The following is a 22,241-nucleotide window of genomic DNA, read 5'->3' on the forward strand; positions in this document are numbered from 1 at the left end:
ACCCTCAGATCTGAATACGCAGCTCTGTGGTACAGAGCAGCAAAAGGCCATCACTTTAAAACGATATGGTTACACGCCACCAGCCCGAAGAAGGTCAGCACAACCATCCACAGGAGCCGAGCATAGGTTGCCCAAGGAGGAGAGCAAATGCTGGGTGTTTGCACAGGTCAACTTCTCACGCACATACCCAACCGTTTCTGCTGAGACGACAGTTAGAAAGAAATTAAAAGGCGGAGAAATCTGTGCTGTTTATTGACAGTCCCCGGCCGAGTACCCAATTCCACCAACGGCAAGTGATGCTCAAATGAAACGGCTCAAAATATCCAAAGTCTCTCGTAGATCATCAGCTCCTAGATGACTTTTTCGGGGCAAACAACTCTCCGAATTGGTCAAAATCTCATTCAAAAAAAATTCAAACCTATATCACCTCTGTGAATGCCCACCGCATCAACTGCGGCAGGGATTTTGGCGTGCCTGCTTCTTTGGCTCAGTACGCTCATCAGTTGAGAGGATTTACATATGCATACCCCTTGCCCTAGCTGTAACTCTGGACGTGTCGTAACGAAAAATATCGGTAAGCAAACAGGTGGTTTGATTGGCGCTGCAGGCGGTGCAGTCAGCGGGGCCGCCGGAGCCCTGTCGGGAGCGGAAGCCGGTGCAGTACTCGGCATAGTCGGCGGACCTGTTGGGATCGCTGTGGGCAGTATCGCTGGCGCCATACTTGGAGGGCTGTTTGGTGGTGCTGCCGGCGGGACCGCTGGGGCCACGCTGGGTGAACAGATTGATGACAGGGTGCTGGATAACTATCAGTGCCTGGAATGCGGTTACAGCTTCAGCATCAACCGTTAAGTCGTTACTCAATCCCCCTCCGTTCTCACGCACTCGTACAGGAATATCCGCATGAAATATCACAAGCTCATAGCCGGTGAAACTACGGGTACCTATGTCATGGACTCCCCTGTCACCGAAGCTGACATCCTGCAGATGGCACAACAACTGGCGATGAGTCGCCTGGCTAAAGGTCGGGCACTGACTGAGCCGAAGCAGGTCTTCAGCCACCTGCAAACACTGCTGCGGTACCACGAGCACGAAATCTTTGCATTACTGCTGCTCGATACCAAACACCGGGTGATTGGTTTCAGGGAGCTATTCCTAGGCACGCTGGATGGTGCCAACGTGTATCCAAGGGAAGTGGTCAAGATCGCCCTAGAGCACAACGCCGCGGCCGTAATTCTGGTTCATAACCATCCCTCCGGTGACCCGGAGCCAAGCCAAGCCGATCATACCCTTACCACTACCCTCAAGAACGCCCTCAACTTGATTGGTACTCAGATATTGGATCATGTGGTAGTGGGTCATGAAAGTTGCGTGTCGTTGGCAGAACGGGGTTATCTGTAACTCCGAGGTCACTGCATCCGATAGACTCCCTTGGCCGATGCCGAGGGGCTATCGGCACGCTTAGCTCTCACTTAATTTTTTGTCTGAATCCACCCCTGAACTTTGCTCCGGCTGCAGCCAAAGCCATGGTTGGAGACAATCCAGGTTAGGCTACTGTAAAAAACCGTCGATTGTGCTGGCGCGATCATGATGCTACGGAAGAGACGATTAAGCTGGGGGTGTCCCAGCCTCGATGTGTATTGAACAACCTAAAGAAAGCAGCTGCTCTCAAAGTTGAAAATTGCTTTCAGAAATAACTCCATAAAACCTAAAAGGCTGCCTCACTTGCAAGCAGAGTGAGTTCTCAGGGAAGAATGATCTAAATGTCTAATGAAAGAGTGATCCATCCGCCCTTGGCTGAGCACGCCAAATTAAGGCAGGCACTGACCGCAGGCGAGCAACAGGTTTTTCAGATGTTCAACCAGATTCTTACGTCCGATTGGGAGATTTACATTCAGCCCCATTTGAATGGCTTGCGCCCGGATTTCGTTCTGTTGAATCCGAAGGTTGGCATCGCGGTGTTCGAGGTAAAAGACTGGAACCTGAATGCCATGAGGTACTTCACAAAGTTGGATGAATGGGGACATCCGACGCTCTGGGCTGAGAAGGACGGCAAAACGTTCTGCCTCCAGAGCGAGAATCCTGTCACCAAGGTAAACCTTTATAAGAAAGAGATTTTTGACCTTTACTGCCCACGTATTCAGTCAGAGAGAGGATGGGCAACCATTACCGCGGGGGTCATCTTCCCTTTCGCACGAGCGGAACAGGTCAAAGGCCTCCTGTCTCCTTTCTTAAAGACTAAGCAAGGTGACGATCACGCAAAATATCAACCAGTCAGCGGTTCCAGCGAAATTTCGACAGGAAATATGGAGCTGGTGTTCCCCGAAGCCAGCCGCAGCCACTCCTTCCTCATGTCAGAAAATTTGGCCAAAGATCTACGCGGTTGGCTTGTCGAGCCGGACTTCTCATCAACGCAGAGGGTGCCTCTGACCTTGGATCGTAACCAGCGGTCTTTAGCCGAAACTCGCACGGAATCTGGCTATCGTCGGATCAAAGGGCCGGCAGGTTCGGGGAAGTCACTAGTGCTTGCGGCGCGTGCCGCGAGGCTTGCTAACGAAGGCAAGTCTGTACTGGTCGCTACGTTCAACATCACGCTTTGGCATTATTTACGTGACCTCATCGTTCGCGACCTGGATGCACCAGAACGGATAAGGAATGTTCGGTTCACTCACTTCCATTTGTGGTGCAAACACGTCTGCTATGAAGCAGGATGGGAAGAGAGGTATGACGCTCTGTGGGCCAATGGCCGAGAGGATGTTCTGAACACCGGATTGCCACTTTTGGCAGTAGAAGGTGTCATGCAGCCAAGAGCTTCAAGATACGATGCCATTCTAGTTGACGAAGGGCAGGATTATCGCCCGCTGTGGTGGGATGTATTGCGCAAGGCCTGCAAACCGAGCGGAGAAATGCTCTTGGTCGCAGATGCGACGCAAGACATTTACGGCACTGCTAAAGCGTGGACAGATGACGTGATGAAGGGAGCCGGTTTCCCAGGGGGACGCTGGGCGCAGCTCAGTGTCAGCTACAGATTGCCGCCAGATGCGCTGAACCTTGCACGAAGTTTTGCGGAGATGTTCCTTCCTGAAGATGTCGTCGATTTACCGCAGCCAGAGCAAGGATCACTTGATCTGTATCCGTGCCACCTTCGGTGGGTGCAATGTAGCCCGGGGAATGCCATGGTGGTTTGTTCGGACGAAATCCTCGCCTTGATGCATCAGACCGGAAAGAACGGTTTGGCCAATGCTGACATCACCATGCTGACCGGAAATATGGCATCTGGCGCCGAGGTGGTTAGTCGTCTCAATGAATACAATATTCGGGCTGTTGATACGTTTGGTTCTGACCATCGCCGCAGGAAGATGGGCTTTTACATGGGCGATGCCAAGATCAAGGCAACCACCTTGCATAGCTTCAAGGGATGGGAATCTCGCCTACTCGTCGTCTATGTGACAGAAGCTGCAAATGCGCAAAGCTTGGCGCTAGTCTATGCAGGCCTGACGCGGCTGAAGCGGAGCCAAGAAGGAAGCTGGCTGACGGTCGTTTGTTCCGCGCCTGAACTGAACAGTTTCGGAGAAAATTTCCCAGACCATGCTGTTGGGGGACTAGTGGCCAATCGGGAAATAAGACATTGACCCAAGGAGGGGTAAATAGTCATCCAATCGATACAACTCCCCGTTTAGATCCAACTGGTCGAGGTAGGAATGGCAGTGACCTGCCACCCCCACTGAAATGTGCGTGCTACGCTGATACAAACTATTGAATAGATTCTATCCTTGCGACTTGCAGTCATTCCTTCATCTAAAACTCCTCTGCGGGAATTTCCCAACGAATCCCATTTCCCATGATCTGCTCGCTTCGGCCAGGAAGTGCCAGAGATTAAGTTTCGACCGCCAGGTCGCGCACCGTACGGAAATTCGCTAAGTCCGCTACAACCATGCCTCGCAAAGCGTTTCTGCCTGATTGAGCACCAACTGCGCCGCTTCCTCGGCTTGATCCGGCGGATACTTGTACTTGCGCAGAATCCGTCGCACCAGGATGCGAAGTTTGGCCTTCACGCTTTCACGGCTGCTCCAATCAACACTGACGTTAGCCCGCAGGCTGGCGGTCAGCTCGTGGGCAATTTTGGCCAGGATCTCGTCGCCCAGCTCGCGCACCGAGGACTCGTTATTGGCCAAGGCATCGTAAAACGCCAGCTCGTCATCGTTGAGCCCCAACTCATCACCGCGCTTGCTAGCCGCGGCGAACTTCTTGGCCATTTCGATCAGTTCTTCGATGACCTGAGCGGTTTCAATAGAGCGGTTTTGATAGCGCTTGATCACATTGGCCAGTAGCTCGGAGAACTTCTTCTCCTGGGCGAGGTTGGTGCTGTAACGGCTCTTGATTTCGCCTTCGAGCAAACGCTCCAACAGCTCTACCGCCAGGTTCTTCTCTGGAAGATTGCGCACTTCGGCGAGAAACGCGTCGTCGAGCAGGCCGATATTGGGCTTGTCCAAGCCCACCGCCTCGAAGATGTCCACCACGTCGCCAGAGACCACCGCATTGCCGATGATCTGGCGAATGGCCAATTCGCGCTCTTCGTCGGTCTTTTTCTGCTGACTGACTTCACGCTTGATCAAGATCACCTTGATCGCCTGGAAGAACGCCACCTCCTCGCGCACTGCCTTGGCTTCATCCAAGGTGCAACACAGGGTAAAGGCCTTGCTCATGGCCAGCGCGCTGTCAGCAAAACGCTTCTTACCGTCTTCCAGGCCCAGCACATGGTTGGCTGCCCCGGCGAGCAGCTTATGGCCGCCGGTTAGGAAGTCGCTGTAATCGAAGCCATGCAGCAGGCTGCGTAGGACATCTAGTTTCTCCTCCAGCACTGAATAGGCTTCATGAGCGTCCACTGTCGGCCGCCCTTTGCCCTTACTACCGGTGTACTCCTTGAGCGCTGCTTTCAGCTCATTGGCGATACCGATGTAATCCACCACCAGGCCACCTTGCTTGTCCTTGAAGACACGGTTAACCCGGGCAATGGCCTGCATCAGGTTATGGCCCTTCATTGGCTTATCCACGTACAAGGTGTGGACGCAGGGTGCATCAAAGCCGGTCAGCCACATATCACGGACGATGACTAACTTGAGCGGATCGAGCGGATCCTTAAAGCGTTTTTCCAGACGTTTTTTTTGTTGTCCAGAATAGATATGCGGCCGCAACAAAGCCTTGTCCGAGGCACTACCGGTCATGACGATCTTGATCGCGCCTTTTTCCGGGTCTTCGTCGTGCCATTCTGGACGCAGGGCGATGATCTCGTTGTACAGGTGCACGCAAATCTCGCGGCTCATGGCCACCAACATGGCTTTACCGGGCATCTGCCCCATGCTTACCAGGCCCTGATTACGCTCCTCAAAATGCGCGACAAGATCTGCCGCCACGCTGTGGATCCGAGGCTCGGCCCCGACCACCTTTTCCAGTGCGGCCCAACGGCTTTTCAGACGCGACTGTTGGTCATCCTCTTCATCTTCTGCCAGTTCATCGACCTGATCGTCAATGGCCGGCAGCTCACTGTCTTTCAACGACAATTTAGCCAGCCGCGATTCGTAGTAGATGGCGACTGTTGCGCCGTCTTCAGTGGCCTGTTGCATGTCGTAGACATGAATGTATTCACCGAAGACCGAGCGTGTGTCACGGTCTTCGCTGGATACCGGAGTGCCGGTAAAAGCCACGAAGGTGGCATTGGGTAGCGCATCACGCAAATGCTGGGCATAGCCAACCTGATAACGGGCTTGGCTCTCTGCTGCCTGAAGCCCAGTTGGCGCTTTCAGTTCAGCATTGAATCCATATTGAGTGCGATGGGCTTCGTCGGCGATGACGACGATGTTTGGACGCAGGGACAGTACTGGGAAGCTATCTTCATCAACCCCTGGCATGAACTTCTGGATAGTGGCAAATACAATACCGCCACTAGGTCGGTTGGCCAGCTTGGTGCGCAAATCACCTCGTGATTCAACTTGAACGGGCTGCTCGCGCAGTAGATCCTGAGACAGCGAAAACACCCCGAACAACTGGCCATCCAGGTCGTTACGATCGGTGATCACCACAATGGTTGGGTTCTCCATCGCCGCTTCCTGCATTACCCGGGCGGCGAAGCACGTCATGGTGATGCTCTTGCCCGAGCCCTGGGTGTGCCAGACCACCCCGCCTTTATGGTTGCCGCCGGGACGCGAGGCAGTGACCACCTGCTGAATGGCAGCGCGCACGGCGTGGAATTGGTGATAACCGGCAATCTTCTTCACCAGTCGGCCGTCATCTTCGAACAACACAAAGTAGCGCAGGTAGTCGAGCAGCATCTCAGGCGCCAATGCACCGCGCACCAAAGTTTCAAGTTCATTGAACTGCCCCAACGGATCGAGAGTCTCGCCGTCAATGGTTCGCCAGCTCATGAAGCGCTCGGCATCTGCTGACAACGAGCCCATGCGGGCTTCGCTACCATCAGTAATCACCAGAATTTCGTTGTACTGGAACAGATCCGGGATCTGTTCCTTGTAGGTCTGAATCTGATCGAAGGCTTTGCCCAGGTCGGCCTTCACATCCGCTGGATTTTTCAACTCCAGCAACACCAATGGCAAGCCGTTGACGAACAGGATGATGTCAGGACGCCGGGTATGTTTCGGTCCTAGTATGCTGAACTGATTGATGGCCAGCCAGTCGTTAGCCTTAACGTCTGCCCAGTCGATCAGGCGGACGAAGTCGCCACGTGTCTCGCCATCTTTTTGGTACTGAACCGGTACGCCGCTGACCAACAGACGATGGAACAAGCGGTTGGCCGACAGTTGTACCGGCAAGCCCAGCTCAAGCACCTGCTTGAGGGCATCTTCACGCGCGGCCAGTGGCACCATGGGATTGAGCTTGGCCATGGCGCTGCGCAGGCGCCCGGTCAGGACCACCTGACGGTAGTTGTCACGCTCTGGACTCTCGCCATCATAGGCGATGGTCGGCCCGTACAGATGGGTGTAGCCCACCTCTGTCAGCCAGCCGAGGGTTTCCTGTTCCAGTTGATCTTCGGTCATTACGGCATCAATTCCTTTTTAATCTTCCCACTTTGGCAGCAAGCCGCTGAAAAAATAGGTTCTCGGCTATAAGTCTCTTATGCTCTCGATCGGTCGATGTCATCGACACCACGAGAACACATGATGAAAAAATAAGTAAATAGACACGTTACCGAGATGTGTCGATTGAACGAACACATCAGCGCGTCAATTTGGCCATAGGACTTTGGCTGCCTGTTCAAAACACTCGAGTTCTGGATAGGTATTGCCCACGTCTTGCAAGCGCCCTCCCAGATCGAATGCATCAAGAGCTTCCTGCCCTAAAATCACCCGCTCACACAGGGCCTGCGCATCGGCCAGAGATATAGGAAATGGTCGCAACGTCTCGACCATGATGGCCTGTTCAATCACGTAATGGACTACATCCTCCACCAAAAACTCGGGCTCCCATTCAAATCCTGCTTCTTCAAAACCACCTTCTCGTTTCTCCAGCTGCCTATGCACCCATTCATCAGAGAGATTCTGCTGCAAAGCCACTAAAAATTGCTCACCTGGGTCGAGTGACACCACCGCCTCTGAGACCAAAGTGCGGATGTCATCTACCGCTTTAAACGGGAGCGAATCTTCGTCATCGGTGAAGCCAGCAATCTCATCCCAGTAGTTCGCCGAGCCATCGAGCATGCCCTGAACCGAGGTATGTATTAATCGCTGAATAACCTGTTCAGCCAATGCTTTCACTCTGTCTGGGTAGAGTTGAAGGGCAAACGACTTAGCTGTACCCAACAAACTGCGGATCACCGAGCGGGCCAGTCCTAGCTCCTCTTCCCTGTCACGGGCATCGGCTTCAATACATAGGTAATGGTTGGACTCAACAGTCACTAAGCCCATGGATAGGGCATAGCCTGCTTGTGAAAAATGCCTGACCAGCCAATCGAGCGTTTCCCCGGACGACGGAAGGACATCACTTAGGCTTTCAATGAGCGAGAAGGGAAACTCTGTATAACTAGCCAAGTCGCAATTGATCACACGGCAAACGTCGACCTTGTCAAATTGATCCTCAGACAGATATTGGCGGTCAGCCACATCGAACATCTGAATGACGCTGAGTATGCCCTGACGGTTTATTTGAACGGAGCTGATCTCAGGGCGAAGCAACGGCCCAAGTACTTGCTTGAATAGTGGTAATAATTCCTTGCCACTGCTCTGTGCAATACGCACCGCGAGCGCCTCATAGGACAGGCATTCGTCCTGGCATGGGACGTTGCAGTTAAGACGATTTCTGTCTTCAGCGCTGAGCATATAGAGACATCCAAGTCGAATATTTGTGGCGGGCACGATTCACGGTAAGACCTAAGGCTAACAAGCTGATGACCAAATGGATAGCACCCGAGGCGCAGCCCTAGACTCAGACGCAAGCCTCTTCTATCTGCGTCTCTTTCCGTATCTGCAGTTGACCCGAGATCAAGCGTGGCAGCAGAGTGTCACGGAGTTTGGTCAGAGTGTGGGCTTGCTGATTATTTGCGTCTGCCCGACTAATGAAAGATGACACCATCTCGCTAAACTTCTCCTGTACTGCAGCTGGCGGAAGAGAAATAGGCATGCGCTCAAGGGAGTTTTTCCACTTTGCATATGGAATTGTTGAGCCTTCAGAATGTTGTGTGGCGTATTCGATCGTCGACTCTTGATATGCTAAAAACAGAGCAAACTCGCTTGCTTTTTTGTTTTTTGAAAACAGTGTAAAAACAGTTGTACGAGTCACACCATCGAATGGAGCAATGCAGACCTTGTGAAAGTATGGCCGCATCGCCCCGAACAATATGTCCCCACGTTTGAACAGCGTCAAACTACTATTAGCTTCATCGCCAAGTTTGTACCCAGAGAGGAATGGTGACTTTGAACCAATACTCTCGATTGGTACATATGGAAGTTTTTTGGTTACTTCGGACGGTTGTGTGCGTTCATTACGGAGCGAGAGGATTTCACCCAACTCACCAAATCCCCACCCTTTAGGCGCTATCCCCTGCTCGAACTCTTCAAAGCTATCGGGAAAAAGCGCGGCGGTGACAGAGTCCATACCTTCCGGTTGACGACCTTCAGCTTTGGCACGCACGGGATCGAAGTCGATGAACCAGGATTTGAATAGCGCCTGAGCGATGGCCTCCAGCGTGCCGTTTGTTTTTTGGAGTAATTCAATACGACTGGACACTTCAAAATAATATTCGCCGATCCACTTCTGCATACTACATTCAGGCAACGGGATAAACAGCTTATCAAAGTCAGTTTTTTTTAGATGAGGGATTACAGCATCTACGTTTAGAGCTTTTATTCTTTGCTGGATTAGTGTAGAGCGCAATGCCGCAAACAGGTACAGCGGGCTTATTTTCTTAGGGTCAGCGCGTAAAGCAACCATGTCTTGAGCTATACAAAAATCGACCGGATCGGGGACCAAGCATACAGCACCGTTTTGACTTCCCTTGTTTGTCAGCAAGATATCTCCTGGTTGAGGGTGAGCTCTGAACCAGGTTTGATATGTATCCTCAGAAACAAAGCGCAGATTTTTCTTAGTAGGATAAAGATCATTATTATTAACACAGTTCGTAGCAATCAATGCTATACCTGACTCTGACGTCGGTGCCGTCCTCCCTCTGTTGTCTACTATAAACTGGGTGGCATCTTTCAACGAAATCTCGTTGAAAGGTTGAAAAACTTCAGAACTCATAACCTACCTCCCCGAGTTTCTGCCGGATTAGCTGATCTAGCTCTACGCCCTGGGTTATCTGCTTACCCAGCAAACTGGTAAGTTTCTGCATCTTATCGACAAAAGCTTCGTCGTCGTCCTCCACGTCCTCGGCCCCGACATAGCGCCCAGGGGTCAGCACATGCTCATTCTCGGCAATCTTGCCGAGTGAGACGCTTCGGCAGAAACCAGGAATATCGGCGTATTCGTCGATTTCGCCACCGATATCCAGTGACAAACCTCGCCAAGAAGCTACTGTCTGTGCAATGCGCTCAATATCGCCGTCGAGCAATTCAATTTGCACTCGGCTGACATTGGTACCAAGTTTACGCGCATCGATAAACAGTACTTCGCCAGGGCGGGTAGTTTTCTTTTTGGCGAGAAACCACAAGCAGGCCGGGATCGGCGTATTGAAAAATAGTTGACCGGGCAGTGCGACCATCACTTCCACCACGTCCGCCTCGACCATGGCCCGGCGGATCTCGTCTTCGCCGTTCTGAGTGGAACTCATCGAGCCATTGGCTAGTACAATGCCGGCACGACCATCGGGTTTGAGATGATAAAGCATGTGTTGCAGCCAGGCATAGTTGGCGTTGCCGGATGGCGGACTGCCATAGATCCAACGCGGGTCATTTTCCAGGCTGCCGTGCCACCAGTCGCTGACGTTGAACGGGGGATTGGCGAGCACGAAATCGGCCCGCAGGTCGCTGTGCTGATTACGGACAAACGTATCCGCCGGCTCCTTGCCCAGGTTGAAATCAATGCCGCGGATGGCCAGGTTCATAGCCGCCAAACGCCATGTGGTCGGGTTTGACTCCTGCCCGTAGATAGAAACGTCACCAAGTTTACCGCCGTGGGCTTCGATGAACTTTTCCGACTGGACGAACATGCCGCCGGACCCGCAGCAGGGGTCATAGACCTTACCATGGTGCGGGTTAAGCACCGCGACCAGAGTTTGAACGATGCTAGCAGGGGTGTAGAACTGCCCGCCCTTCTTACCTTCAGCGCTGGCGAATTGGCCGAGGAAGTATTCATAGACCTGGCCGAGCAGGTCGCGGGCTTGGTTAGCGTCACCACCGAAGCCAATAGTAGATATTAAGTCGACTAGCTCACCGAGCTTGCCATCAGGCAGCTGGGCGCGGGCGTAGCGCTTGTCGAGGATGTTTTTCAGTGGCGGGTTTTCTGCTTCGATTGCGGCCAGGGCCTCGTCGATGCGTTTGCCGATGTCCACCTGTTTGGCGGCGGCGCGCAGCGACTCCCAGCGTGCGACTTCCGGCACCCAGAACACATTCACTTCTTTGTAGTAGTCGCGCTCTTCCAGTTCGCTGGCCAGCAGTACGGCGTCCTCACTGCCCAGATAGTAGTCATCGCTTGCATCGGCGAACTTAAGCTCCAGCTCGGCGCGACGGCCGGCGAAGCTGTCGGAGATGTACTTGAGGAAGATCAAACCGAGGACAATGTGCTTGTACTCGGCGGCGTCCATGTTGGCGCGCATCTTGTCAGCGGTGGCCCACAGAGTTTTCTGCATATCCTGCAAGGTACTGCTGGCTGTGTTGGCAGCAGCTTTACGTCCTCGCTGCTTCTTCACCGGCTCAGTTTCTGCGCTGACCGGGGGTTCGCTCGGTGCATAACGGGCGCGTGCCTCGTTAAGTGCTTGTTCGGCGAGACTAATGGCGACCTGTCCGGCACCCTTTTGATCCGTCATGGACTATTTCCTACATTCGACGCAGATAAATTGCGCGGTAAAAATGAAAACCCGACCACAGAAGCCCGGGTGAAGATGGGCAGCATGATAACTGGTGAACGGTCTTTCGTCTGACACCCAGCACTCATTGACACAATAACTGCTTCGGCTTAAGCAACTCATGATGCCTATTTCCGTGCACAGTAAGCCGTTGAGTTGCCAGCGCCAACACTGGACGGGCGCACAGGTAAATAATCCACTCAGATCTTGCTGGCGCTATTGAGTTAAGCCAGCGTCAGCTCACTGAAACACCCCCTTTCTTAGCAAGTTCGAGTGAACCACCTGCCTCCATAATTGACACATCGTCGACCACTAATCCCTGCTTACCAGAAACCTGAGCGCTGTTGCATCCCCCACTCTCAGGACCTTAAATCGACTGATTCGGCTTTCAGCGCGCGCCCAGTAAGCCTTCAAAATCCGAAGCCTGAATCTCCGAAGCCCCACTCAACATATCCCGCGCCAAAGCTCGTCGTTTACTTAGCAACTCATCCAACGTCGCCTCAAACGTCGGCATCGCCGCATCCCGAACCGTTGGGTAGTACACATGCACATCTTTCTCCTGCCCAATCCGATAGGCCCGATCCGTCGCTTGGTCTTCCTTGGCCGGGTTCCAGCAACGAGTGAAGTGAATGACGTGGTTGGCCGCCTGCACGTTCACCCCAAACCCGACTGCAATAGTGGACAGGATGATGACTGCGAAGCCCGGTAGCTCCTGGAATTGGTCGATCAGCTTCTGTCGACTATTGGCGCTCTGACTGCAGGTGCTGGTATCGCCGTTGATGACGGTCGCCCGAAACCCGAAATGCTCCTGGATCGAGTGCTGCAATTCCCGCTGAATATCACGCAACTCGGTAAAGACGATGACCTTGTCGCCGTTCCCGGCTCTTTTGATCGACTCAAGCGTCTGCATCAACCACTGCAGCTTCGGCGAGTTGTCGCGCAGTCGCTTGTCTGGCTGAACGCTGTAAGGATTAGCACAAATGAGCTTGAGCTTGTGCAGCAACCCGAGCATGCCGGAGGTCTTTTGATCGAGCTGTTCTTCGATCTGCTGCTTCTGGCTGTACGCGGATATTTCGGACAGATACAGATTGCGCTGCAAGGCGTGCATGCTCAATGAACGGCATGCCGTGTCTTCAATTTTGGCAGGCAGGTCTTTAGCAATGTCTTGCTTGGTTCGGCGCAAAGTCTGAGGATCGATAAGACCTCGGAGGCGCTCCAGTGCAACCGTATCGCGCTTCAATGCGGCTTCGATTGGGCGCTGATACTCGCGACCAAACTGGTTCAAACCGCCCAAAAAACCTGGCTGAATGAAGTCGAAGAGGCACCAGAGATCAATCAGGGTGTTCTCGACAGGCGTACCGGTACACGCCACTCGAAACCTTGCAGGAATGGCTTTAATCGCCTGAGTTACCAGTGCCGCGGGGTTCTTCAGCTTCTGTGCTTCATCGCACACGACGATCGACCACTGCTGACGCGCCAGGGAAAACTCCTGATCGCGAAGTGTCTCGTAAGTCGTCAGGACGATTGTGGCGCCGCCCATCCAACCTGGGCGCAGCAAATTCTTGATGCCTTTTGCTTTCAAGTCAGCAGGAATTTCTTCCTTCTTGAACTTAACTGCACTCAAGGCTGAACCATACAGCTTCAGTACTGGTATCGCGTCAGCGAAGAAGAACCGATGAAGCTCTCGCTCCCAGTTATCAAGCAACGAAACTGGGGCGACGATCAGTGTCGGCTTGTCTTGTGGATACTTTTCCAGATACCAGACAAGGAAGGTGAGCAACTGGATCGTTTTTCCAAGCCCCATGTCATCAGCGAGCAAGCAACCTGACACGTCCGAGGGGGACAAGCGGAACAAGTGCTGCAACCACGCCACGCCTTGAAGCTGGTGCTCACGCAAGACAACTTCAGGCTTGAGCAAGCTGGGCAACTCTGGCGTTGCGTCCAAAGCGGCGCGTAATGCCGCCTGGCGAATCTGAACGTAGGTCGGTTCATCGATATTGTGGCCGATTTGCAGTACGGCGCGGCCAACCTTCTCCTGCTGCTGGACCAGGACGGTCTCGACAGGGGCGATCTTCTTTGACCAGGCATCAAACAGTTGCTCGGCGGCGGCAATCGAGAGCGGTATTTCGGACTCCGGCAAGCAAACCGTTTCATCACCAGCTGCGCGGGCTTCGTCCAGTCGCTGCTCGAAAGCTTCGAACTGAGCGCGGTCGGAAGGATCCCAGCGCCCAAGGATTTCTGCGTCAATGCCCAGCGCCGCCACATCCTTCGGCAACCAGTTCTCAGTCGCCTCTTTAACGAGGAAAGGCGAAGTAATTTTTTCCGCTTCCCCGATGCCAGTCACACGATCGCCGTATAGAGACAGGTCCAGGACTGAGTCGAACTCAATACCAGCCGCTTCGTTTTGCCAACGTTTAAGCAGGTCGCTGATGCCTGCCAACTGGCGCAAATCAAAATCGCTGAGTTCCAACTCATAGCCCTGCCAGAAACCAGCCGGCATGCCAGCGGCCAGTTTCAGCTGCAACTCATGAACGAACGGCGCGAGTTCATAAGCCGCTTTGAATTCAACTTCGATGGGCGGCTGCGGGGTTGGCGAGATTGGTTCGAGTGTCAGGTTTACCTGCTCAATATGTTGTCCCGTTCCATCCAGTTTGGGTTCCAGATGAAAGCGGTGAAAGAAAATCCCAGCCTCGGCGAGTTCGTCTTCATAGGTCTGGGCATCCAGCACTTGAGCGGCACTTTCGCCGAGTGCGCTGTAGGGATTGCGGACGAATGAAAGAGCATCGTCGCCAGCGACCCGACGCCCAGGCAACGAGCGCACATAGTCCAATACTGATTTGACCTCAGGTTCAATCAGGACGTGGGTCAACGATCCATCATCACCGGTCACCCGGTATCGATCCTGAACCTGATTGGCACCGTCGAAACTCTCAAGCCAGTTTGCCGGCTGGCCTTCGAAGGTTGGTTGCAGTTCGATAACCGGTGTATTACCTACCGTCGATTTTCGTGGGTTGAGTCGCAAGCTTTCAGGTTTGATAACGACGGTCTTATCCAGGAAGCCATCCATACCGGCACCAGCCTTGCGCGCCAACTTCCTGATGCTGGCCCAGCCGATCTGGTTGGTTACTTCACCCGGCTCATTTTGTTGAGCCAGGTAAAGTTGCCGTACCGCACCGGTCAGTTTCCAGCACGACTCAGGCAGAATTTCCGTTGTTCCGTGATACTGGACGATGGCACCCGTACGCTGCACCTGCACATTTGCATTGGACTGCGGATCACGCCATCCACTGACAGCGACTTTGAAGTCATCAGAGGCAAGACTGCCTTGGCTGCTCAGTTGAGGGATGAGAGTTGTCTGTGGCGGTAACCCCAAAAGCGGCAGACTTGTTAAGTGATCTGGCTCATCAAGCAGCCGATAAAGCTCATCCCATGTCAGCAGCCAACGATCAGTGAGCTGAGAGACGAACTCCTCCTCTTCCAACTGATCCAGGTAGCTTGCCAATGGCCAGGACTCCGCGTTCTCCGCCAAGCTAAGGGGATAACAAATGCCCTGCTCTTCAATGGAAAAAGCAGGTTCAGTATTTTCTACCGTCGAATTCGGCTGCAGGCCAACGCCTTTTAGAAAACGCTTGAGCATTACTGTCTCCAGAACCGGAGTGGTTGGTGATTGACGGGCTTGAAACCCAGGCGCTGGAGCGCTGCAACGGCGGTTTGATCGTTGTCTTCAAGCTGAACCTGAAACGCACCGCCGCGCGCACGCTGGTCATAGATTTTGTGCCTGACCGACTTCAGAGCGTCACGGACTTGGTCTTCCAATGCCATGGGTTTGGATGACCCTTTCGTGCCGGCTTGACTCTGCACACGAATACCCCATTTATCGAGGGCATCATCAAATTTGCTTAGCCAACCCTCTATACGATTTGGACGGCTAGGTGCAGGTGAATGCCGCATTCGATCCAGCGCACGATTAGGCTGCTTCAGTTCGCTAGCCAACTCGAGTAGTGACTTATCTGGATTAAAAGGCGACTTGTCTGCTTGATACACATAGCAAGCATTACCGGTTCCGGAGAACTCCACGAAAAAATAGTTCCCGATCTGCATGATGACTGCGTTGTTATGACCGGGACCGCCTACCAGTCGGCTAAGGCGCCCTTTGTTCTTCTCACGAAAATGGACGAAGTCCCGCCCACTGTCATGCCAGGCATCCGAGCCCATGACGATTCGGGTGTAACTCATCTGGTTAGCAAAGCGCAGCCAATAATGCAGACGTGATTGATCGACCTCTGCTTCCCCTTTGAGCAAGTTGAAGAAGTGCTCCAGATCTTCCTTCGCGAACCACGCCACAACCATCGCACAGACGTCTTTTTCAACGTACTGCAACCAGCTGTTTTGCCTAGAGCGGATCTGAGGGCTGCCCCAATTGTCGAGCGCGACCTGTTTGAGCAGCGACGACGGCTTTTCTCGATAAGCTGCTACGTGATAGCGGGACAGGCATGCACTCAGAATGTCGTTCATGTACCGCGGATGCTGCCGGCCGATATCGACAAGGTCAGCTAAACGCTGAGAAAACTCGGCGTCATCCAACATAAAAATACGAGAGATAAGTACGCTAAAGATCCTGCGCCACAGCCAACTGCTGTCAGGGATCTGCGCAATCGTCTGCAATGCCGAAAGGTCGTTGATCTCCCCCTTAAACATTTGCTCACCCAGCTTGGCACCTGCCTGCTCGGAAAAAAGCTCCTGATGCTGCTGGACGATTTGCACCCATTCCTTCTCGCGCTTTTGCTGACCTCTAACGCAGTCGAAGCCAAGCTGAACGTCTTCGCGCAACAGACACCAATTGGCGTTCTTGTCAGGCGTAGCGGCCTCGTACCCAAAGTAGCTAAAGCACAGCGCCAACCAATCCCGGCGGCTCAGCCTTCGCTTTTCGATACGGTGATGGATTTCTTTGTGCACTCGGGCATAAAGCTGGTCATCGTCCAGTATCGGCCCGACTCGCTCACTCTTGTCCGAGAGGCCGGCGAAGACCAAGCGCCATTCAGAGCCGTTGAGCGGGATTACATTGCGGAATTTGCTTATCGCAGCTCGGCGCTTTTCCTGAGGTGGCGGCAAGGCCTTTTCAGCGCGCTCGAATCGTTCGTAAAGATCAATTCCCGCAGCACCCAGACGAGGGAATCGCGCTAACGGTTCAGGCGCCGGCCCTGTTCGATGCGTGGAAAGACTCAGGTTAATAGCGGCGGAAAGCCGCGCGATTGGGCTGGTCATCGGTTCATCGCCAACTGACACTTTTCCATATCAGTGTTATTGAACACCGGCACATCTGGCTTGAGGTTGTCTTCCTTTTCCTTCAAGCCAAAGAACTGCATGCGCAACTCCACTCGCCGGCTTTCTTCCTTGGTGTCCTTTGCATTGTTGAACGACACACCACCCGCCAGGAACATCGATCTGATCTGCTGCTGATGCTCCGGCGACAATCCGACCTGGAGCGGGCTGCGGCTATCGAGCAAACTGCACATCACCCACTCCGAACGCTGCAGTGAAAGGTGCAGGTTATAAAGATAGGAGCCATCGGTGTCCGTCGATCCCTCGATCACAACCTGTTTGAACCATTTACGGCCTTCTTCACTGTTAGCAGCGTCCAGAATCATCGGCACAACCTCTTGGAGTGCCGACTGGCCATCGTTGCTCAGCGCGTACTGGTTATGCCCAAAGCGGCCAGCATCGCCGAAGCTAATCCGGTTGTCTTTGCAGTCCACGACGATGGTCTTGCTGGCAGTCTTCGCCTTAAGGCTCAGGTGCTCGCAGATCTGACTGATGTCCTTATTACGCTGTTTCTCCCCCTGCTCCGCCTGGTTAATACGCTGCGTCACAGAACTCAAAGCCGCCACCATGACCACGAGAAACAGAATCATCATCGCGGTCATCAAATCAGCGAAAGAGATCCAGAAAGGCTTCTCTCCCTCGTCCTTTGAACGGGCAGCCGAAGGCATTTGCTTACCAAACATCGACTAGCCTCCGTTACTGCCTGATTCGTTCCATGATGTCGCCGAAGTCTTCGAGACTTTCCTTGACCCCTTCTACACCGCCGGCGAGGCTCTTGACTGCTTTATCGAGCTCAGCATCCAGGCTACCCAGGGTTTGTCTCAACACCCTATCCATGCCATCACCGAACTCTTTGAAGCCGTTACCCAGCACACCACTGATGTTTTCCAGGTATTCATACACTTCACGGTTAAGCGCCTGCATCCGCTCGCTTTGAACCTTCAGGTCCTGAAGATACTGGCTGCGGCCGCTGGCCTCCCCTTGTGCACTTGCGACAACCCCTTCGATTACAGCAAGAGTTTTCGCCAGCGCTTCACGATTGTTTCGATAGTCCGCGACCACGGTGTTCAACTCTCGTGATGCCTGTGCAAGCTCAGTACCTGCGCCCTGGACTGTTCCCATTAGACCCGCAGTCGACTCACTGGCACGCGCAACGCTTTGTCCGGCCGTTTCGAACCGCTCAGCCGCCGCCCGCATCTTGTCTGCGCCTAGCTGCATGCTCTGCAAATGCTGCTCTGTTTGCGCACTTAATGCCTTCACGGTGTCCTGGGCAGACTTCTGTTGCTCTGACACTGCTTGCAGCAACGCCTTGACCTGTTCGTCAAGGCCGCCCACCAGGTCGCGGGTACCTTGATGCAGGTCAGCCTGCGCGGCACGGGTGGATTGATCCATCTGCTGCTGACCATTTTCCAGTTGCTTGAAGACTGCCGAGAGCTGCTCACCCAGCACCTCAACGGAGCCTGCAATTTTCGCCATGGTTTCCTGTTGACCCTGGCCAATGTTCTGCTTGATCGACTCAACAAAAGCCTGGAGATTCTCAGCCATTGCCTGTTGGCGAGCCTCGCTTTGAGCAAACAACTTCTCCAATTGCTCGGCCATTCGAGCACCTGCCCCCTCCCCTTCGTTGCCGATACGGGCAACCGAAGCCTGGAGATTGACGAGCATCTCGTTCATCCCCGCTTGCATGGCGTTCTGTCCGGCCTGCATATCGGAGAGTAACTGGGCAATCATGGTCGAGCTGTTTTGAGTCGATGACTCGCTAGCCGAACGCATATCCTGGATCAGCGTCGAAAAGCCCTGCTGCATCGACTGCATGGCGGCAACGGACTGGCCCATCAGTTCGTGCAGTCCATTGAACTGTTGGCCGAACGTACCTTCCAGCTTGTTCATGAAGGCAACTAGAACATCCTGAAGAAGGTTCTGTACTTGTCCTGACTGATCGCCACTGGCGGCCTGAACTGCACCCGCGATAGCTTCAAGCGGAGATTTGAGGCTGTTCTCAATTGCACCGCTGACCTGATCGGCCAACAACTGCCCAGAGTCACGGTAAGTGGTCGACAAGGTATCCGCTAATTTGAGGCTTTCACGGACCTGGGTATCAACGAGGTTCTGCAGCATTTCCCGCAGATCGGTTACCAGACTGTCCTTGAGCTGACGGGTTTGCACGGAGCTTTCAGCACTCGAGCGCACAAGCTCCGCCAGATACTCCTCACCGACACCGCTGTCGAAAAGCCCGTCGATGGTCTCGTTGAACGCCTCAAGCAGCCTATAGCATTGCCCTAGACGCCACTTCTCAGTAATCGTGACTGCTATAGAAGCCATAATTGAAATAAAGGAGCCGATGAACGCAAACAACACGTCCTTGAGCAGCTTATCGACGCTGGCATTTACCTGCTCAGGGGTGCTTGGATCAAAATGCTGTAGGCCTAGCATCAAGCCGAAGAAGGTTCCGACAATACCGATGCCGGTCAAAATGCCAGGCAGGTGTTTATAGAACTCGGTCCCCAGCGGGGTATCAACCACGCTTTGAGGTGAGAAAAAATGCGCCGCTCCGGCGGTGGCGCGCGACCGGACAAGGACCTGCTCACCTTCCTGAAACTCAAACTGGTCATGCAGCGTTTCAGCGTACTCGTGCCAGGAGTGCTCCAGCTTGCTTCCATTGAACAGTCGCTCCAACTCAGAGCGCCGTTGAGACGGGGCGAGCGCTTTCACACCCTGCACGCGTTTAGTCAGATTTTTCAGCTGACTGCCAAGTTTGAAGGACCTACAAAAATAACGGAAAAAGTACCAAGCGCATAAAATGAAAACGAAGCCAACTACCATTTTTGGTGCGATCAGTTGCTCGGAGCTTGCTGCACCCCAAAGATGCAACAGCGTCGAAAAATCCATACTTTCCGCCTTCAATTAAGCAATTTTTTGATGTTCAGGACGCCTGCAACACCCACATTGATGCGTCAATTGACAATCCCGCTGGCGATCGATGACAGCACCTTGCTCGGCACGCGTTTTTCAGGGCACAACAAATTCGGAATGGAAGGGCGGTAGTTTCACTACGGCTGATCAGAAACCTTCCGTGGACAAATGTTAGAAAATCATGTCCTTATGCCAGCACCTTAGCCTGAGCCTTGACCTTCGTAAAGCTGGACGCGATCAATGGATCCCAGATCTAAGAGATCCGATAAGCTTATCGGGTGTGTGCTCTTCGACCACTGTACAGAGACACCAAGTCCCCTCGAGCCCCTCTGTGATTTTATCAGTATCGAAAACTTTGATTCTGCTCAGCCAATTTGCGAACCATCAACTCAATGCGAGCGACATCTTCTGCATCGTCTGTTTGTGAGTACTGCTCGCGCTGCCTATTCACATCCGCCTGCACCGCGCGCAATCCCCCCCGCGCCTCGACAAAACTGATGCGATCAATTAAGAAGCCTGTCCAGCTCCGGTGCTGGTAAAGCTTGCTGTCCACAAAATAGCTAAACCATTTCTCTTCCATCGCAGTCGGAATGTAACCTTTGCGGATCGCCTCAGCGTCCTTAGGCCCAAGATAGAAATCCAAGGGTAAGGTCACAAAACGGTCCGGCATTTCCTCAGTCATCCAGTCTCCTTTGATGGCCCATCCGCTTGAGCCTCTTTGCTCAAACGCAATCACACCTTTGTAATTGACCTCCAGCCACTGCTGAGTGGCCTCGAGTATCCGCAGGTCACGCTGCCGGCCAATGTGGTTGGTGGTCATTTTTATCAACACCCGTGCTTCTTCGAAGCTTGCCCAGCGAATGCTTTGGGTCTCTTGGCTGGTCGAACCATGCCCATGGTCGGAAATCATCAAAAAATATGCGTTGGTCGTCGTCCCACCCTTATAGACACCTGGTAGTACGCCTATGACCTTTGCATCGCGCCCAATCTCCCTTCGCACTCCGCGACGAGCAGTATGCTCCGGAATCTCATCGTCCTGGGGCCGCGTCTTGGCGAATGTCCAGACATACCCATCGTAATGATTGGCTGGCTCCCGCAGGAGAACCTGACCACCGGAGTTCAAGAGGATGCCGCCGTAAGCGGTGGCCTTAGGGATGACCCACGTCATGATTTTTCCTCGAGTTCTTTGAAGGTTTCATACAATTTGCTGGATCCTTCTATTCGCATCGGCATCGATCGTCCAGAGCACCGTTTACAGCCATGCTCCAGCCCTTCATTGCGCTACGGCCAGCCCCGCATTTACGGCTTTCCGCGCACATTAAGCCGCTGAGCCGCCGCAGCCAAGGCTGGACGTGCGCACAGGTAAACAATTCAAGCAGGCTTCCCTGTCGACTCTGCGTCAGAATCGTAGGCTCGCTTACGCCGAGGCGTCTCCCGATGGCGAGGATTGGGTTGAGGAGTTGGAGCACGAGCGCATTTGCCGTACGCGACAGCAATAAGGCACGCGCCGACTCGCCAGAGCGAGTGAAGGAATGAACCAAGCGCCAGCAATCGCTATCAGTAGCCGTTGGTTCCGCTCAAAGGCGAAATCCGAAGTACAGCTGTGGAATTGAGCTTTGGTCGACGTAAAGGCAGGAATTTAAGAAGATTCGCGAATGGTATTCCAAAAGGTATTCCAATAAAAAGTTTAACCGGAAATAATCAATAAAAATCAGTATGTTGCCGAATCAGTTCAAATTACCCCGGCCCACCACTTCATCATCTAAAGACGTCCACGGACGTCTTTTTTTGTGCCTGGAATTCACGGCTCGACGTAATTAAACGTCAGACGTCTTGAAGGTCTCGCAACGCCTCAGGGTGCTGGCTCGCGCCCCGCAGAAGAGTCTGTGAAGAGTCTGTGCCGCACCGACAGGTCGCCGACGACCCTGCTCCCAATCCTGCAACGTACGCAGGCTGACTCCCAGCAGCTCTGCAAATGCACTTTGAGATACACCGACTTTAGCCCTGGCCTCAGCGGCAGCCGAAAGCGTCACCTCGGTTTTGCGTGCCGCCTTGCCAGCTTTCATTTGGCGTACCGAAGCCAATCAGGCGATGAACGCCTGAACCTTCTCAAACACCAGAAGCAGATTTCACCGCTATAACCATAATCTCCACCAGCACCTCAGGCCGCGCCAGGCGCGCCTGAACAGTGGCCCGTGCCGGAGCGCTATCCGCTGGCAGCCAGGCGTCCCACACTGCATTCATCGGCGCGAAATCACGATCAATGTCCTTGAGCCAGATCTGTGCGCTCAAAAGCTGGCCCTTGTCGCTGCCCGCCAGTGACAACAAGGCGTCGATCTTGGCCAGCACCTGCCGCGTCTGCTCTTCGATGCCAACGTGTAGATCCGTGGGCACCTGGCCGGAGAGGTAAAGCAGATCGCCGTGACTGACCACACCGGACATCCGCGCGTTGCTCTGAAAACGTTGAATCGTTGCCATCGGGTTTACTCCGTGAATTGAG

At 53.6% G+C, this 22,241-nt stretch carries 13 protein-coding genes and 1 pseudogene; 3 read left to right on the forward strand and 11 right to left on the reverse strand.

What is annotated here, in order from left to right:
* Positions 1-519 precede the first annotated feature (519 nt).
* The 3 genes from J3P88_RS26310 (at position 520) to J3P88_RS26320 (ending at position 3,629) form a co-directional block, all read left to right on the forward strand.
* A complete protein-coding gene (locus J3P88_RS26310) occupies positions 520-849 on the forward strand; it encodes a hypothetical protein (RefSeq protein WP_434572469.1) in 330 nt (109 codons plus the stop codon).
* A gap of 51 nt (positions 850-900) precedes the next feature.
* Positions 901-1,398: a RadC family protein gene (gene radC / locus J3P88_RS26315; protein WP_434572470.1), complete on the forward strand. Its 498-nt coding sequence runs from the start codon at positions 901-903 to the stop codon at positions 1,396-1,398.
* A gap of 362 nt (positions 1,399-1,760) precedes the next feature.
* Positions 1,761-3,629, forward strand: coding sequence for a UvrD-helicase domain-containing protein (locus tag J3P88_RS26320; protein ID WP_434572472.1), 1,869 nt, complete (start codon positions 1,761-1,763; stop codon positions 3,627-3,629).
* A 294-nt stretch (positions 3,630-3,923) separates the two neighbouring features.
* On the opposite strand, the gene J3P88_RS26325 is transcribed toward J3P88_RS26320, so the two are convergent.
* The 11 genes and pseudogenes from J3P88_RS26325 to J3P88_RS26375 form a co-directional block, all read right to left on the reverse strand.
* On the reverse strand, positions 3,924-7,046 hold the full coding sequence (locus tag J3P88_RS26325) for a type I restriction endonuclease subunit R (protein WP_434572474.1): 3,123 nt from the start codon (positions 7,044-7,046) through the stop codon (positions 3,924-3,926).
* Between the two features lie 186 nt (positions 7,047-7,232).
* Positions 7,233-8,324 (reverse strand): hypothetical protein, encoded by a 1,092-nt coding sequence (locus J3P88_RS26330; protein ID WP_434572476.1) that lies wholly within the window; start codon positions 8,322-8,324, stop codon positions 7,233-7,235.
* Positions 8,325-8,430: 106 nt separating this feature from the next.
* Complete coding sequence (locus J3P88_RS26335) at positions 8,431-9,744, reverse strand: restriction endonuclease subunit S (RefSeq protein ID WP_434572478.1); 1,314 nt, start codon at positions 9,742-9,744, stop codon at positions 8,431-8,433.
* Positions 9,734-11,467 (reverse strand): type I restriction-modification system subunit M, encoded by a 1,734-nt coding sequence (locus tag J3P88_RS26340; RefSeq protein WP_434572479.1) that lies wholly within the window; start codon positions 11,465-11,467, stop codon positions 9,734-9,736. Before J3P88_RS26340 ends, J3P88_RS26335 begins: the two co-directional genes overlap by 11 nt.
* 427 nt (positions 11,468-11,894) lie before the next feature.
* The gene (gene zorD / locus J3P88_RS26345; protein ID WP_434572481.1) at positions 11,895-15,143 is read right to left on the reverse strand and encodes a type I Zorya anti-phage system protein ZorD; all 3,249 of its coding nucleotides are present in this window, start codon (positions 15,141-15,143) and stop codon (positions 11,895-11,897) included.
* Positions 15,143-16,771, reverse strand: coding sequence for a type I Zorya anti-phage system protein ZorC (gene zorC, locus J3P88_RS26350; RefSeq protein ID WP_434572483.1), 1,629 nt, complete (start codon positions 16,769-16,771; stop codon positions 15,143-15,145). Before zorC ends, zorD begins: the two co-directional genes overlap by 1 nt.
* Positions 16,768-17,511 (reverse strand): type I Zorya anti-phage system protein ZorB1, encoded by a 744-nt coding sequence (zorB1, locus tag J3P88_RS26355; RefSeq protein WP_038851380.1) that lies wholly within the window; start codon positions 17,509-17,511, stop codon positions 16,768-16,770. Before zorB1 ends, zorC begins: the two co-directional genes overlap by 4 nt.
* 13 nt (positions 17,512-17,524) lie before the next feature.
* A complete protein-coding gene (gene zorA1 / locus J3P88_RS26360; RefSeq protein WP_434572485.1) occupies positions 17,525-19,717 on the reverse strand; it encodes a type I Zorya anti-phage system protein ZorA1 in 2,193 nt (730 codons plus the stop codon).
* 364 nt (positions 19,718-20,081) lie between these two features.
* Entirely contained in the window at positions 20,082-20,909 is an 828-nt protein-coding gene (locus tag J3P88_RS26365) for an NUDIX hydrolase (protein ID WP_434572487.1), read from the reverse strand.
* A 656-nt stretch (positions 20,910-21,565) separates the two neighbouring features.
* A pseudogene (locus J3P88_RS26370) lies at positions 21,566-21,807 on the reverse strand (helix-turn-helix domain-containing protein).
* A gap of 43 nt (positions 21,808-21,850) precedes the next feature.
* Complete coding sequence (locus tag J3P88_RS26375; RefSeq protein WP_434572489.1) at positions 21,851-22,219, reverse strand: RidA family protein; 369 nt, start codon at positions 22,217-22,219, stop codon at positions 21,851-21,853.
* Between the last annotated feature and the right edge of the window lie 22 nt (positions 22,220-22,241).

The sequence above is a fragment of the Pseudomonas sp. Z3-6 genome (genome assembly GCF_051131985.1).
In the GTDB taxonomy this organism is placed as follows: Bacteria; Pseudomonadota; Gammaproteobacteria; order Pseudomonadales; family Pseudomonadaceae; genus Aquipseudomonas; species Aquipseudomonas zanjanensis.

Excerpts from the sequence above, each read along its gene's own strand:
- J3P88_RS26335 (WP_434572478.1), bottom strand. The coding sequence starts at position 9,744 with ATGAGTTCTGAAGTTTTTCAACCTTTCAACGAGATTTCGTTGAAAGAT.
- zorD (WP_434572481.1), bottom strand. The coding sequence starts at position 15,143 with ATGCTCAAGCGTTTTCTAAAAGGCGTTGGCCTGCAGCCGAATTCGACG.
- J3P88_RS26365 (WP_434572487.1), bottom strand. The coding sequence starts at position 20,909 with ATGACGTGGGTCATCCCTAAGGCCACCGCTTACGGCGGCATCCTCTTG.
- J3P88_RS26375 (WP_434572489.1), bottom strand. The coding sequence starts at position 22,219 with ATGGCAACGATTCAACGTTTTCAGAGCAACGCGCGGATGTCCGGTGTG.
- zorC (WP_434572483.1), bottom strand. The coding sequence starts at position 16,771 with ATGACCAGCCCAATCGCGCGGCTTTCCGCCGCTATTAACCTGAGTCTT.
- radC (WP_434572470.1), top strand. The coding sequence starts at position 901 with ATGAAATATCACAAGCTCATAGCCGGTGAAACTACGGGTACCTATGTC.
- J3P88_RS26325 (WP_434572474.1), bottom strand. The coding sequence starts at position 7,046 with ATGACCGAAGATCAACTGGAACAGGAAACCCTCGGCTGGCTGACAGAG.
- zorA1 (WP_434572485.1), bottom strand. The coding sequence starts at position 19,717 with ATGGATTTTTCGACGCTGTTGCATCTTTGGGGTGCAGCAAGCTCCGAG.
- zorB1 (WP_038851380.1), bottom strand. The coding sequence starts at position 17,511 with ATGTTTGGTAAGCAAATGCCTTCGGCTGCCCGTTCAAAGGACGAGGGA.
- J3P88_RS26320 (WP_434572472.1), top strand. The coding sequence starts at position 1,761 with ATGTCTAATGAAAGAGTGATCCATCCGCCCTTGGCTGAGCACGCCAAA.
- J3P88_RS26310 (WP_434572469.1), top strand. The coding sequence starts at position 520 with ATGCATACCCCTTGCCCTAGCTGTAACTCTGGACGTGTCGTAACGAAA.
- J3P88_RS26330 (WP_434572476.1), bottom strand. The coding sequence starts at position 8,324 with ATGCTCAGCGCTGAAGACAGAAATCGTCTTAACTGCAACGTCCCATGC.
- J3P88_RS26340 (WP_434572479.1), bottom strand. The coding sequence starts at position 11,467 with ATGACGGATCAAAAGGGTGCCGGACAGGTCGCCATTAGTCTCGCCGAA.